At 33.0% G+C, this 13,031-nt stretch carries 17 protein-coding genes and 2 pseudogenes; 7 read left to right on the forward strand and 12 right to left on the reverse strand.

Annotated features, from left to right (window positions below; genetic code table 11):
* Window positions 1-10: 10 nt before the first annotated feature.
* The 3 genes and pseudogenes from pssA to ACLBXA_RS12885 all read right to left on the reverse strand — a co-directional run.
* Entirely contained in the window at window positions 11-595 is a 585-nt protein-coding gene (gene pssA / locus ACLBXA_RS12875) for a CDP-diacylglycerol--serine O-phosphatidyltransferase (RefSeq protein ID WP_000038934.1), read from the reverse strand.
* The gene (locus tag ACLBXA_RS12880) at window positions 588-1,046 is read right to left on the reverse strand and encodes a MarR family winged helix-turn-helix transcriptional regulator (RefSeq protein WP_000198951.1); all 459 of its coding nucleotides are present in this window, start codon (window positions 1,044-1,046) and stop codon (window positions 588-590) included. The genes pssA and ACLBXA_RS12880 overlap by 8 nt, the downstream gene beginning before the upstream one ends.
* 69 nt (window positions 1,047-1,115) lie before the next feature.
* Window positions 1,116-1,375 (reverse strand): annotated as a pseudogene (locus tag ACLBXA_RS12885) (hypothetical protein); the annotation flags it as partial.
* Between the two features lie 247 nt (window positions 1,376-1,622).
* Between ACLBXA_RS12885 and ACLBXA_RS12890 the strand changes: the two are divergent.
* Window positions 1,623-1,889 carry a YmzC family protein gene (locus tag ACLBXA_RS12890; protein WP_000400973.1) on the forward strand — a complete coding sequence of 89 codons (267 nt, stop codon included), beginning with the start codon at window positions 1,623-1,625 and terminating at the stop codon, window positions 1,887-1,889.
* A 153-nt stretch (window positions 1,890-2,042) separates the two neighbouring features.
* Window positions 2,043-2,153, forward strand: coding sequence for a YjcZ family sporulation protein (locus ACLBXA_RS12895; RefSeq protein ID WP_000505686.1), 111 nt, complete (start codon window positions 2,043-2,045; stop codon window positions 2,151-2,153).
* Window positions 2,154-2,271: 118 nt separating this feature from the next.
* Here the strand turns inward: ACLBXA_RS12895 and ACLBXA_RS12900 are convergent, their stop codons facing one another.
* Complete coding sequence (locus ACLBXA_RS12900) at window positions 2,272-2,826, reverse strand: HPP family protein (RefSeq protein WP_000368843.1); 555 nt, start codon at window positions 2,824-2,826, stop codon at window positions 2,272-2,274.
* A gap of 116 nt (window positions 2,827-2,942) precedes the next feature.
* Window positions 2,943-3,527, reverse strand: coding sequence for a CGNR zinc finger domain-containing protein (locus tag ACLBXA_RS12905; RefSeq protein ID WP_001158427.1), 585 nt, complete (start codon window positions 3,525-3,527; stop codon window positions 2,943-2,945).
* A gap of 418 nt (window positions 3,528-3,945) precedes the next feature.
* Between ACLBXA_RS12905 and ACLBXA_RS12910 the strand changes: the two genes are divergently transcribed.
* Window positions 3,946-4,485 (forward strand): DUF4352 domain-containing protein, encoded by a 540-nt coding sequence (locus ACLBXA_RS12910; RefSeq protein ID WP_001035632.1) that lies wholly within the window; start codon window positions 3,946-3,948, stop codon window positions 4,483-4,485.
* Window positions 4,486-4,589: 104 nt separating this feature from the next.
* Here the strand turns inward: ACLBXA_RS12910 and ACLBXA_RS12915 are convergent, their stop codons facing one another.
* Window positions 4,590-4,847: a hypothetical protein gene (locus ACLBXA_RS12915; protein WP_000013694.1), complete on the reverse strand. Its 258-nt coding sequence runs from the start codon at window positions 4,845-4,847 to the stop codon at window positions 4,590-4,592.
* Between the two features lie 197 nt (window positions 4,848-5,044).
* On the opposite strand from ACLBXA_RS12915, the gene ACLBXA_RS12920 reads away from it, so the two are divergent.
* Window positions 5,045-5,170, forward strand: coding sequence for a YjcZ family sporulation protein (locus tag ACLBXA_RS12920; protein WP_000540377.1), 126 nt, complete (start codon window positions 5,045-5,047; stop codon window positions 5,168-5,170).
* Between the two features lie 490 nt (window positions 5,171-5,660).
* On the opposite strand, the gene ACLBXA_RS12925 is transcribed toward ACLBXA_RS12920, so the two are convergent.
* Window positions 5,661-6,323: a YrrS family protein gene (locus ACLBXA_RS12925; RefSeq protein ID WP_043333439.1), complete on the reverse strand. Its 663-nt coding sequence runs from the start codon at window positions 6,321-6,323 to the stop codon at window positions 5,661-5,663.
* Window positions 6,324-6,559: 236 nt separating this feature from the next.
* The gene (locus ACLBXA_RS12930; RefSeq protein WP_242297681.1) at window positions 6,560-6,994 is read right to left on the reverse strand and encodes a sodium:proton symporter; all 435 of its coding nucleotides are present in this window, start codon (window positions 6,992-6,994) and stop codon (window positions 6,560-6,562) included.
* 607 nt (window positions 6,995-7,601) lie between these two features.
* Here ACLBXA_RS12930 and ACLBXA_RS12935 point away from each other — a divergent pair.
* Together ACLBXA_RS12935 and ACLBXA_RS12940 are read left to right on the forward strand one after the other, a co-directional pair.
* Window positions 7,602-7,712 (forward strand): YjcZ family sporulation protein, encoded by a 111-nt coding sequence (locus ACLBXA_RS12935; protein ID WP_000540371.1) that lies wholly within the window; start codon window positions 7,602-7,604, stop codon window positions 7,710-7,712.
* A gap of 677 nt (window positions 7,713-8,389) precedes the next feature.
* Complete coding sequence (locus ACLBXA_RS12940) at window positions 8,390-9,772, forward strand: alpha/beta hydrolase family protein (protein WP_000592098.1); 1,383 nt, start codon at window positions 8,390-8,392, stop codon at window positions 9,770-9,772.
* Between the two features lie 79 nt (window positions 9,773-9,851).
* Here ACLBXA_RS12940 and ACLBXA_RS12945 read toward each other — a convergent pair whose 3' ends face one another.
* From ACLBXA_RS12945 to ACLBXA_RS12960, 4 genes and pseudogenes are all read right to left on the reverse strand, one after another.
* Window positions 9,852-10,238: a hypothetical protein gene (locus ACLBXA_RS12945; protein ID WP_025988997.1), complete on the reverse strand. Its 387-nt coding sequence runs from the start codon at window positions 10,236-10,238 to the stop codon at window positions 9,852-9,854.
* 25 nt (window positions 10,239-10,263) lie between these two features.
* Window positions 10,264-10,386: pseudogene (locus tag ACLBXA_RS12950) on the reverse strand (GNAT family N-acetyltransferase); the annotation flags it as partial.
* Between the two features lie 185 nt (window positions 10,387-10,571).
* Window positions 10,572-11,243: a class D sortase gene (locus ACLBXA_RS12955; protein ID WP_001036099.1), complete on the reverse strand. Its 672-nt coding sequence runs from the start codon at window positions 11,241-11,243 to the stop codon at window positions 10,572-10,574.
* Between the two features lie 56 nt (window positions 11,244-11,299).
* Complete coding sequence (locus ACLBXA_RS12960; protein WP_000734536.1) at window positions 11,300-11,887, reverse strand: excalibur calcium-binding domain-containing protein; 588 nt, start codon at window positions 11,885-11,887, stop codon at window positions 11,300-11,302.
* 520 nt (window positions 11,888-12,407) lie between these two features.
* On the opposite strand from ACLBXA_RS12960, the gene ACLBXA_RS12965 reads away from it, so the two are divergent.
* Entirely contained in the window at window positions 12,408-12,869 is a 462-nt protein-coding gene (locus ACLBXA_RS12965; protein WP_001045577.1) for a DUF4429 domain-containing protein, read from the forward strand.
* The last annotated feature ends 162 nt before the right edge of the window (window positions 12,870-13,031 follow it).

Genomic DNA, 13,031 nt, shown 5'->3' on the forward strand with positions numbered 1-13,031 from the left:
TTCCGTATCATCAATCCAAGCTTTCAGGCTTCAAGCTTTCAGCTATATCTTTTTTAAAATGAGGAAATTTGATTTTGCTCACCATTAAATAAGCGAGTACGCATGTACCAAATGCCACGGAAACTGGATTATTTAGGCGGCATAAAATGAGGATACACATCGCCGCAAATGGAATGGGCATTCCGATGAATGTTGGGAGTTTGCTTTGCCGTGTGTTAAACCTCGCAAGCCGAAGCATTCCACAAATACTATACGCGAGGGCACATATCATCCCGATAGACTGTAAATCTTTTAACGAAGCACTATATGCAAGAATAGACGGTGCCACACCAAAAGTAACTAAATCCGCAAATGAGTCTAGCTCTCCGCCTATTTCCGAAACAGAATCAAGTTTCCGAGCGACCATGCCATCAAAAAGGTCAAACAACATACCCGTAATAATAAAAACTGCTCCCAAATAAATATCGTGAACGAAAACAGCGTGAATAGCCAAAAGCCCACACACAAAATTTGCTATCGTAATCATATTCGGTATGTAACTCATCACATGCTTCCCCTCCTTTCTACTAATTGTTTCATCTTGCTTCTTACTCATTACAATCAATATCCTTCTGCTTTTCTTCCAATATCACTTTATTTATTTTCGTTAACGTATCGGTCATTTGCTCTAGGGCATTTATATCGATTTTGGAAAAGTATTTCTCAATTAATACATCATCTAACTCAGACAACCGCTCTATATACTTACTACCTTTTGGACCAAGTGTAAGAAAATACTCCCTTTTATTATTAGGGTTTACTTGTTTTGAAATCATCTGTTGTTTTTCCAATTTCGATAAAACTTGGCTCACAGCACTTTTCGTTATATTAAACGTACTCGCAATGTTATTTGCTGTCGTGTTTTCATTTAAATGAATATGAAATAACATGCTCTCTTGCTGCCCAGTAAGACCGAACTCATCCTTTAAATCTTGAAATAGTAAAATATAGAGTTCCGTATAGGCTCGATTCATTTCATTAATTACTTCTTTATACGTTCTAGTCATAGCATCCTCCATGCTTTTATTTCGTTTCACTTAATAGTTAAGTTTACTTAACTTAACTATATTATACCGTTATGTTCGTGTAAAGGGAAATATAACTCTACACTTTATCAGCTGTGCTTTTAATGTATGTAAAACTTTCTCTCTTCATAATCTTCTACATCAGCTTCTTCCCAAAGCTCACGATTTTCCCCTCGCTCGATTAATGCAAACCTCCCCTTTCTCCAGTTGTATTGCCGCAAGACCAATGTATAAGACATAGCACCTATATCAAGTTCATCTAAATACTCTTCTAAAACAAGCTTAGTTCCTTCATCTAAACACTTAACAAATAGTTATGAATAATCAAAATTAAAATCAACTAAATTCCATATAGACCCATTACTGGTTAAAATGTTATAATGAAATCACCCTACATAGTTACTCATAGCCAGACTGAGGAACTAGCGTCTTATTAAGTAATGCGCATAACTAAAATAAAAAAGACACTTTTTAAAGTGTCTTTTTTATTTATATTCTATTCCTAGGAATTATCTCTTTTATAAACAGAATCTATCAAACAGTAAAGGAGACTAACAGATGGAACATCCTGTTGCAAGAGAATTACGTTTTATACGTGTATGTCTTATCGTTTTGATTATTGTCATTGCATTCTGGGATCGTGAGAAAACTGTGGAAATCACTGATCACGGTAGTGAACCTATCGTAAACACGAGCAATATGACCCAAGTTGGTGAGAATACATTTGCATACAAAGACGAATCTAATCAAATTAAAATATTTAAGTTTAATCCAGATACAAATGAAATAAAATTAATAAAAGAGTTTTATGCTAACGAATATTAATGAAATTACATTGGACAAAAGGCACCTCAAGGTGTCTTTTTTATTTTCAAAAGGACCCGCTCATGTTTATACTTCAAAACATAAAGTAAATGGAATCCGTTAAAAAACACGAGTGACCCTTTGTTTTCCCCTCTTATTAAAGGAGGAACTATTATGGGATTTGGCGGTAGTTGCGGTGGAAGCTGCGGTTTTTCTGGAGGATTTGCACTATTAGTTGTATTGTTTATTTTATTAATCATCGTTGGAGCTTCTTGCTTCTGCTAAAAAACTATTGGAAAAGACACTCTTATATGGGTGTCTTTTCTTTGTAAACTAAAATGTATGTGAAATGAAAACATAGTAAGAATAGAATACTCACTTAAATTATTTTTCACTTCACAAACTACATCCAAAAAGTTGGATAATTTCTTTTACTACTCATATTATTAATGAATAAAGCAATAACTACAATAACAACGGAGCCAATTAAAACTGGTGTTACTAAATAACTCCAACTATTTGCCCCTAAAATAACGATAATCGGATCGGCGCCTGCTGGAGGGTGCGTCGTTCTCGTTAACATCATAACGGCTATTGCCATCCCCACCGCTAAAGCAATTGTCCAATATTCATTCCCAAACAAATGATATATTGATAGACCGATGAAAGTTGAAATCAAATGTCCTCCAATAATATTACGCGGCTGAGATAATGGCGCATTCCAAACTCCAAACGCTAATACACAACTCGCCCCAAATGGAGCCATTAATAATTCTGTAGAGGTTATGCTCGTTAAATATGTTAAGGTAAGAATTGTTAAAAATCCCCCTAGTAGTCCCGTTAAAGAGTCCTTTACATTTACTTGTAATGGGCTTCTTCCTTTCCCTTTCATTTTTGTAAAATATCGTACACTTATTGGTTGAGGATCTTTCTGCTTAGTTGCTGTTATATTATCCATCGTTCTCCTCCTTTATTTACCAAGAATTATAACCTGACATAACTAACCTGTAAACGTTAATTTTAAGAGTTAGTTCAAGAATACAAAAAAAGAATCAACTGTTATAAGTTGATTCCCTAAACTTCTTCACATTTTCGATTCTGGAATTTTGCTACCTTTTTCCGGTTCCCACATATTTTCATAGAACACCATTTTCGTTTTCCACTCTTATCTATAAATAATAAAACACAGTCAGGGTTTGAACACCTTTTAAGGGAAATAAGCTTATTTTCTACTATTAAAGTTAAAGCATCAAATGCAATTAACGATGTGAGTACATCCTCGATTTCTCCAACCGGGATAGGTACTAGCTGCTGTTCAATGATTTTATATGTAAACGGTGCTTTCTCAATTTGTTTTTCTAAATACGTAATAAAATCATTGGAAATTTCGTGCTGATCAGCAATTGCCTCAAACTGCTTTCTCATTATATTTCTTATTTCTAATATACTAGATGTAACCAGCTTCATTCGCTCTTGAATCCCTATAAATGTTTTTCCATTCAAAAAAGGAAGATTAACCTTTATTACATATAGCCATTCTAATACATCTTCATCTGTTATTAATAAATCATAACGTTGTCCACGCTTAACTAACTCTGTATTTACTAAATCTAATGAGAGATTTCCCGATATAAGTGGGAATTGTTTTGTTTCCTGCATGTACTCATCACCTTCTCTTTAAATAATCATATTCCAAATTAATACAGAAGTACAACTTTTTTATAAACTACAAAGTATGAAGATTAAAGTCTTTAGCTATAATTACGACTAGAGGCTTTTGCATGTAAGTAAATGAAAAAGGAGCTAATTTTATGGAACATAATAAAAATGGAGTGCTTGCTTTAATTGTTTTATTTTTAGGATTAGTGTTTTTTGTTAGTGGAATGGTTTATCATTTATGGGGCTCATTTTAATTTCAACTTTTAGACAGATAAATAATTCGAATCAGAGAAATGCACAATATTTTCCCTTTTCCTTCCAAAATCAATATAATAAGATATAAAATGTAATACATATAAAGATAAATATATATAGCACTCATTAAAAGTGCTTCTATTTTGGAAGGAAGAAACAAACGATGAACAAAAAGTTATTAACATCATTATTATGTAGCACATTCTTGTTTGGAGTATCAGCTTGCAGTTCACATGATACATCTGCGAAAAACGAGCAAAAGACTTCAAAAAAAACAGAGAATAACGAACTTAATCGTAAGGTTCCGCAAAAAGAACTTCCTACCAATGTAGATTCCTCTGATGTATACATGTCAATGGGATCTGCCGAGTCATTAGATGTTCTAGGGACTGGAGAAGTTAAAGCACAAGGTGTCTTTAAAGTATTAGATATCGCAGTTTATAATCACAAAGAAGAACCCATTACACTAGATATCAACAACTTTAAATTAATTGATGGATTTGGAAGAGAATATCACATTTCCAATGAATATCAGTCAGTACTTAAAGCTGCAAATATCTCCACATTCAAATTTAATATTGTTAATCCTAATGAAAGTTCGGAAGGAAACATTGTATTTGATGTACCGAAAAACACGCAAGGATTAACTTTAAAAATTAATAATGATAAGTTAGATAAAGAACTCCAATTAAAAGTGGAATAGGCCAAATAAATACGTCTACCTTAACATTCTCTACTGACATAAAAAAGTACAGTCTTTTCTACAGCAGACTGTACTTTTTTACTTATCATTTCACATAACATTCCCTAATTTTTTTGACTAGATGCTCTCCAATCACGAAAAGATGTTGGGCGTCCAGAAAAAGCTCTTTGCTTTGTAACAGATGGTTTTTCTTCAGGAGTCATTGTTTTTTCTTTAAGAGTCGCTGGTTTTTCTTTAAGCGTCACTGATTTTTCTTCAAGAATAGTCACAGCTGTTTGCATTTTTTCTAACTGTTCTTTCAACAATTGTTGTTCAATCTTTAAATCCGTAAGTAAACGTAAAATCATCTCAGAATTAGCCATAAGATCCTCCTTCCCCCAATACACAGAATAAAATACAATATGTAGAAGACAAAATACCGGTGACAAAAATAAGGTCGTCAACTCTTTTTAACTTCCAAAATCCTTTTATTTTTTTAAGGACCTGCTCCATTCATCCTTAAAAACATAAATTAAATTAAATCCATTAATAAATGGTCTTTATGGAAGGAGGAGTTAATATGGGCTATGGCGGTAGTTGTGGTGGAGGCTGTGGTTTCGGCGGCGGATTTGCCTTACTTGTTGTGCTCTTCATCTTATTAATCATCGTTGGCGCTAGCTGTTGGGGCGGCGGATTCGGCTGCTAAGGAGAGGCACTCTTGAGAGTGTCTTTTTTTTGATATGCGGCTCGTATACATATTGTTCAAATCTATATATTTTTTAAAAATATAGATTTAAAACATATTTCTCAATGAATAAAATAACTTAACATGGTAAAATAATATTTGGATGGGAGTCCAATATATTATTAAAATTAAGATGGTTCAAGTCGAAGGAAGGCACCTTAGGGTGTCTTTTCTTTTTTATAAATAATTATAAATTAAAATCGCAAAAGATACTTACTACTTATAAGGAACATTTTGTTTAGTCCAACTATCCCCATATTTATTTGAAACTAATTACTATCATAAATATAAAGAAGTTATGGATAAAATAGTGAGGTAAATAAAACAAAATATAGATTTGATTCATATTTCTCAACGAGGTACCACCAGCGTTTTTTTTAAAATAAGCTAAGCAAAAAAATAATCAGCTGCCCATATGGACAGCTGATTTACATCATTACATTTCTATTATTTATCTTACCACCTGAACAGATGCTGGTTTCCACCCCTGATTTTCTACCCAATCAATATTAACCTTATATTTTTTATTATTTTGCTTATCTCGTACATTACCGTAGGCTTTATTATTACCATTATTCCCAATAAAATCGAAAATCAATTGGCTCTCTGGAACATCAACAGCATAAGAAATTGCTTTTTTCATCTCACTCCAATCTACTGTTCCTTCTTTAAATTTCATTTCAGGTTTTGCTCCTTGCTCGGTACCAATTGGCTTCCAAGAAGGATTAGTTTGAGAACCCTTTTCTTGAGATGCCGCTTTTTCTTCCTCATTATTTTCATTTCCGTTTGTTTTTACCGATTTTTCTGCTTTTGATTTCTCTTCTAGCTGTGCTGCTTCTTTATCTTCAGTTTTCTTCTCTTCTATCTTTGCTGTTTCTTTATCTTCAGTTTTCTTCTCTTCTATCTTTGCTGTTTCTTTATCTTCAGTTTTCTTCTCTTCTATCTTTGTTGCTTTCTTTTCTTGAGCAATTGCTTTCTTTGATGTATTAGAAGCGGTAAATAACTGGTATGTCACTATACCAACTGTCACTAATATTAAAGTAAATGCAATATTAAAAATTGCCTTTTGACGACGATTCTGTTGTTTTTCTTGAAATCTACTTACTTGTCCCATTCTTCAAACCTCCGCGTTTACTTTCTCCTCTACTCTTTATGTATTATCTCTATAATTTTCTTAATATTTCATTAAATAATAGAAATAAACTACACTTTCCTACAGGATCTCATGTCATAATAAAATTTATTTTTTTCAAGCATCTGACATATGTCATTCAAAATAGTTTAATACATTAAAAATTGATAAGCTTCCGCACTTAAGAAACCTTCAATTTTATTCAAAGGTGATTCCGATTATGTCCACATTAGATCTCCTGTAGAAAGCTTTTTAACAATTAAACCTCTTCTTCCCTTATTTATAATTTTTAAATTAAATTTCCCTCTATAGTATAATAAAGATGTTTCGTTTTCTAATGGGGTATGTCGTAAAATCAAAAGGGATTTTATCTCTTTTACCTTCTTTTCAGAGTAAATTTCACCACTAGGAAATTCTATTATTCCTAATGTAATCTTTAATTCGCTCTCATCGAAAGGCCACTCCTTATTAAGTTCCCTTATCTTTTGTATAAAGCTTCTTTTGGTTTGTCCTATATATAGCAATTTTACATTCTTAGCACATACTCTAGAGATTGCAAATATCCCCTTCTTAGAAGCTTCTTCCCTATTATAAAAATCATTTATACTATACATTCCATACCATTTAATATTTACTGTTTCTATGAATCTCACCTCATTTTTAGACAATATTATAATTTCTGAATGTTCAAATTATAATAGACGCATAGTCCTGATTACTTGAATTATAAATTGTGCTTTTCAATAATACATTTTATTATTACTAATTTCAATAATACAAAAAAAATACAATATTATAGTTTAATTACAAAACTTTATAAAAAAACAAAGTGATGTCGTACCAAATATTATATTTTTTCAATATCAGACTATCGTGAACAAAAGTTAGAGAGTTATGGAATAAAATATAATTTGTATGTACATACATTTCTTTAAAAAGAAGTTTTGTAGTTTGCAACTGAATTAAAAAAACATAGATTTTTATGACTCTTTTTGGGGATATAGCAAAGTGGGATCTTTTATATGCACGTTACTATACCGAACTAAATTTCGGTATAGTATTTTTTTGCAGCTCCTTGATTTTTCACCAAATACGCATAAAAATCAATAGTATGAAAATAAACTACTGGCTAAAAGTTTACTTTCGATAAAATAAAAAAGAACCTGCTCCATTCATTCTTAAAAACATAAGGTAAAGTGAACCCGTTAAAATACACGAATGAACCTTAGTTTTATCCTCTTACCTAAAGGAGAAACTATTATGGGCTATGGTGGTAGTTGCGGAGAAGGCTGTGGTTTTGCTGGTGGATTTGCTTTACTTGTTGTACTCTTTATACTATTAATCATTATCGGATGCAGTTGCTTCTGCTAAAAAACTATTAGAAAGGACACTCTGATATGGGTGTCTTTTCTTTATGGAAAATATCTACTATCAACCTAATTAATTTTGCCTTATAACTTCTATCATCAACAAAGGGTGATACAAACTATTACATATGTTTGTACCACCCTTTGTTGATGCGTTTAGACTTCACAAGTGTTGAAGTTTTAGACTTCTCCCTTAGTGCACCCATATTATTAGAACATCCTGTAATCTGTAGACAAAATGTAGCTAATAAAAACAATATTAATAATTTCTTCAATAAATCCTCCTACATACATAAAACACCATATGTTACAAAACAAACATAACATCAACTCTTTATAAAAACAATATAATCCTCGGTCCTTAAGCTATCTCTTAACATAGGAGTACCGTCACATATCCATCAAGCTAAGATTTTAAAATATCCCCTGCTTAAGGAATTTGTAAGTATCAAGTAAGAAAAACGAGAGCTTTGTTTTCTATAATCAAAATAGAAAGTGAAGGAAAAAAGATTATTTCTGCGATTAATATGCATGTAACAAGAGAAGAAATCTACATTTTTTTAGAATAATAATATTAGTATGTCCAAGTTTTGGAGATTGCTTGCAAATATTTTGAAGTTTTCGCACCAGAATTCTAATTACCATACTTGTTTTTTGCCATCACATATTGGAGGTTAAAACATGATTAAAAAAAAGAAAATACAAAGATTAGCACTTACCTTTATCCTACTCTTTTCTTTAGGCATTTCATCTTTCTCGCTTACAACAACTATTCACGCAGATACAAGCGAGGAACAATCTGCTGAAAAGAAACTAGTCTCTTTAACGGAGCGTACATCATTATTTTTTGAATATCTCCAGAAAGGTAAGTATGCAGAGGCACTACAGTTGACGTCTGCTGCTTTTCAATCCAAGTTTACAGCAACCACATTACAAAACTGGTGGACACAAAGTGGCTGGAGCGGGATAAAAAGCATGGGAATCCCCGTGATAAAAGAACGAAACTTGGTCCATCAGACGGTGGAAATTCCAGCAGCTACCGAAGGAACTACCATACCGCTACTCCTTAAATTCACACCTGGCGGGAAAGTAGATGAAATTGGCGAAAGGCCACCCGAGGAATCTTATACCATCCCGCATCCTAGCTATGATCAACCTGACTCCTATCAAGAACGTGAAATCGTCATTGGAAATTCTACCTATCCGTTACCAGCGACATTAACAGTTCCGAAACATAAGCGTGGTGAAAAGCTGCCCGTAGTTGTTCTTGTTCATGGTGCTGGCATCCATGATCGCGATAGCACATATATGGGAACAAAAATCTTACGAGACATTGCGGTGGGCCTTTCATCCAACGGAATTGCAGTGTTGCGCTATGAAAAACGCACCTTAGAACACGCATTAAAGATGAGTACAGAACCTGGTACGTTAGACCGTGATACTACAGATGATGCTATATTTGCAGCAAAATCAGCAGCGCAGCAGGAAGGCATTGATCCAAATAATATTTTCATTCTTGGACATAGTCTAGGAGCTGGTACAATGCCACGTATACTGAGCAAAGCGCCTTCCTCACTTGTCCGAGGAAGTATCTTACTCGCACCACCTGCACGCCCTTTGACTGACATTGCCATTGATCAGTATGAATACCTTGGGGCGTCAAAGGAAGAAATCACTGAACTAAAAAGACAGGTTGCTTTTATTCAGGATCCTACTTTCAATCCTGACCGTCCTCCAGCTGACTACAATTTTGGGTCACCTCATTTTATGTATGATGTTTCTAGGTGGCGTCCAGTTGAAGAGGCAAAATTACGAAAAGAGCCTTTACTCATTCTGCAAGGAGCACGCGATTACCAAGTAACAGTAAAAGATGAATATACAAAATGGCAAGAAGGACTTTCAAACCGCGGAAATGTTCAGTTCAAAAAATACCCGAAATTGAATCATTTCTTCATGGAAGGTGGCGGTGAATTAAGTCTTCCTAGTGAATACGAAATCCCTGCTAATGTTCCCGAGTACGTCATCCAGGACATTATTACATGGATCAACGAGACAAAAAAATAAGAAAACATCAAAATCCTTCATGCAATCATCATTGCGTGAAGGATTTTTGAAACTAGTGATTCAGACATATCTATTATAATTATATTTTTCTACGCACTAAATAAAAAGCTAAGGACCCCATAATGACAGGTGCAGCGAAGTCAAAGAAATGTGAAAAAGTAAAAGTAAAAAGAAAAAGAAATGGTATAAGTGTATAGATAAATGCTAGTCCTATAAATAAAGGAATTCCAAATTGAAACTCTCGACATCGTTTAATTTTCCTATATAAAACTTCCCCAAGTAAACAAGCTATGAGAGCTGGTATACTACCATAAGTGACGATAGTTTTTATGAATCCATGTAAAACGTCCGGGTGAATAAAGCTAGGATTAAAAATATATGAAATTAAGAACCATCCAAAAATAAAAGCAAACAGACTTGCAGCATAACTAACTACAAATTTTATCAAAGTAAGCAACGTAATCATCCCCATAATTTCCTAATATTATCTTCATTGTATCATTTTCTCTTAAAAAGACTCCAAAAGGATATACTTGCCCTTCAGCTTTCTTTTTTAACGCTTGTTCAAGACGTATTTTTTGATGTTATTCTGTATAAAAAACTTCTGGGAGCAACCTGCTCTGTTAGGTTGATAGCGATGGGGTGCCGCCAGCTTTCCGAAAAAATCACGCTAAGCCAAAAACCATAATAAGCTGTCCGTATGAGCAGCTTATTTACATAAAAAAAGACACCCTTAAGGTGCCTTTCTCCGACTGGATAAACACTTTAATTTTACTAATGTGTATTGGACTTTCCATCCTCAATGAATGGAAAGTAGAGATGCTTCAATTATGTACCGATCTGGAGCGTCTCCTATATAGTCAAAAGGATAACAAGTTGTTAATGTTAATGTTGACTCACTTTTTTCTACAATAACTGTTCGATCTTCTGAATCTGTTATCCAATGCTTTTTAATTTCATATGTATATGTTTTATTTTCATATTCCACGATAAGTTGGTCATTTTCCTTTAATTGACCAAGCTCGGTAAAAACAGTATCTCTATGTCCACTTAAAACTGTATGACCATTTCCAGATGGTGTAGTAGTTAAGTCACTAACAAACATACCTACACCCTTTTTTAGTACTTTATCATCAGCTCCCCAATATACAGAGTATTTCTTTTGTATTTTAGGGATAATTAAATATGCTACTTTATCTCCTAACTGATGGTTTACCTTTGAAGCAGGAATTTGTACAGGTTCTTCAGATTGTAATGAAGTGTCAATCTTTGTCTCTGTCTCTATCTCTGTTTGATTGATTTTTTGCGTTTCATTTTCTTTAGAAGGTGTGGAGGTCTCATATTGTTTAGCCTCGTTAGTTGTTAACGACTCTGCTGATTGTCTAGCACTATACCATTCTAGAAAATAATAGGAAAAGATAGTAAGTCCAATAACAGTTAAACATAAGCCTATCCATTGTTTTTTATTCACTTTTATCACTCCATTTGAAAACGACAGGATTTCTCCTGCCGTTTTAAGGAACTATTTTATGCGTTTGTCTTTTTACGACGGAACATTAATACAGAACCAGCTAATGCTAATCCTAAGCTTGCTAACATCATTGTAACACCGTTTGATGCTGTATTAGGTAATTTTTCACCTTGTTTTTTCGTTTCTTTTTTCACAACTGTATTAGTATTTTTCTTTGTTTCTTTTGCAGTTGTTTGAGGCTTAGTTTGTTCTTGTTTATTATTTGTTGTTTGGTTGTTTTGTTTTGAATTCTCTTGCTTAGTGTTTTCTTGTTTAACAGGTTCTTGTTTAGTGTTTTCCTGTTTAGTGTTTTCTTGTTTAGGTTGTTCTTGAGGTTTAGTAGTTTCTTTATTTTCTGTTGTAGTATTTGTGCTCTTTGGATATTTATAATCTTCACATGGAATGCCGTCTTTATCATTATCTAAACGGTGTGGATCATTTCCAACACCATATCCATTTTGATCCCAGAATGCTTGAGCATCTTGTTGACTTTTAAAATGGCCACAGTTTTTTGTATCATTAGGACTCTTAGCTGCAAATGCAGAAGAACTGTACCCCACTGTTAATAGTGTTACCGCTGTTGCTGAAGCTAATAATTTTTTCATAAATTTCTTTATCCCCCTAAATGGTATGTATTTACATTGAAATATTTTACATTTAAAAAATTAAAAATACAATAATAATTTGTAGATAAATGTAAGATTTCTAGATAATAATACCAAACTATTAATTCGTATATTGTCATATTATGTCGAAAGAAAATAAAAAAAGAGCCAAAGCTCTCTTTAATAACTAATACTAACCATAGTCACTATTCTCACAGTAATATGAATTTGATTTATCACAACAAATATATGTTGTTTGTTGGATAAATAATGGAATCAGTAAAGCATTAGCTGTAGTAGCATTTGAGACAGTAATACTTTGAAAACATCCTCAAGTAAGAAAGTTTTTGTATCTCTTGATGTTAATGTTGTTAGTGTAAAAACTCCCTTTAGATGTATACGGAGGTTTTTTAAATTTATATTTTATTAGATTCATAAACTTCTCATAAATTATAATACAAAATATAGAAATACAGTTATAATATACTATGTTCTTATATATTTTTGGGGAGGATTTATAGTGAATAAAGTATATGAATTTAAAAGTGCTGGAAAGTCTACAATTACTATTGATGGGAATTTTATCCGCATAAAAAGAAAAGGCTTTGTAAACCTTATGAATCATGGTTTAGATGGCGAAAAGACAATTGATATCAATACGTTAACTGGGGTACAAATGAAGCAGGCTGGATTTACTAGTGGATATATCCAATTTATTTTTATGGGGAGTAAAGAAAGCAAAGGTGGAGTATTTGCAGCTACAAAAGATGAAAATACAGTTATGTTTGTAAAAAAAGAGCAAAAAATGGCTGAAGAAATCAAAACATACATAGAAGGAATATTGTCAAATAAGGGGCAAACACAAGTGGCTGCAACTACAAGTGGTGCTGACGAAATATTAAAGTATAAAGAGTTGTTAGACCAAGGTATTATTACTGAAGAAGAATTCCAAGCTAAGAAAAAACAATTATTAGGTATATAGAGGGCACTCAGTTGAGTGCTTTTTTATTTTATGGATATCAACACATACACATCAAGCTAAAAATTCTTTGTGTTTTATACTAAGGAAATTTATTTTTATCATTTTGGTGAGGAACGTTTTCCTTAACCTGATAGCGATGGGGTGCCGCCAGCATTCCGAAAA

Source organism: Bacillus sp. D48C, assembly GCF_053345735.1.

Coding starts and splice junctions, on each gene's coding strand:
- ACLBXA_RS12880 (WP_000198951.1), bottom strand. CDS start 1,046: ATGACTAGAACGTATAAAGAAGTAATTAATGAAATGAATCGAGCCTAT.
- ACLBXA_RS12915 (WP_000013694.1), bottom strand. CDS start 4,847: ATGGCTAATTCTGAGATGATTTTACGTTTACTTACGGATTTAAAGATT.
- ACLBXA_RS12945 (WP_025988997.1), bottom strand. CDS start 10,238: ATGATTACGTTGCTTACTTTGATAAAATTTGTAGTTAGTTATGCTGCA.
- ACLBXA_RS12895 (WP_000505686.1), top strand. CDS start 2,043: ATGGGATTTGGCGGTAGTTGCGGTGGAAGCTGCGGTTTTTCTGGAGGA.
- ACLBXA_RS12960 (WP_000734536.1), bottom strand. CDS start 11,887: ATGAAAAAATTATTAGCTTCAGCAACAGCGGTAACACTATTAACAGTG.
- ACLBXA_RS12940 (WP_000592098.1), top strand. CDS start 8,390: ATGATTAAAAAAAAGAAAATACAAAGATTAGCACTTACCTTTATCCTA.
- ACLBXA_RS12900 (WP_000368843.1), bottom strand. CDS start 2,826: ATGGATAATATAACAGCAACTAAGCAGAAAGATCCTCAACCAATAAGT.
- ACLBXA_RS12890 (WP_000400973.1), top strand. CDS start 1,623: ATGGAACATCCTGTTGCAAGAGAATTACGTTTTATACGTGTATGTCTT.
- pssA (WP_000038934.1), bottom strand. CDS start 595: ATGAGTAAGAAGCAAGATGAAACAATTAGTAGAAAGGAGGGGAAGCAT.
- ACLBXA_RS12905 (WP_001158427.1), bottom strand. CDS start 3,527: ATGCAGGAAACAAAACAATTCCCACTTATATCGGGAAATCTCTCATTA.
- ACLBXA_RS12920 (WP_000540377.1), top strand. CDS start 5,045: ATGGGCTATGGCGGTAGTTGTGGTGGAGGCTGTGGTTTCGGCGGCGGA.
- ACLBXA_RS12925 (WP_043333439.1), bottom strand. CDS start 6,323: ATGGGACAAGTAAGTAGATTTCAAGAAAAACAACAGAATCGTCGTCAA.
- ACLBXA_RS12910 (WP_001035632.1), top strand. CDS start 3,946: ATGAACAAAAAGTTATTAACATCATTATTATGTAGCACATTCTTGTTT.
- ACLBXA_RS12935 (WP_000540371.1), top strand. CDS start 7,602: ATGGGCTATGGTGGTAGTTGCGGAGAAGGCTGTGGTTTTGCTGGTGGA.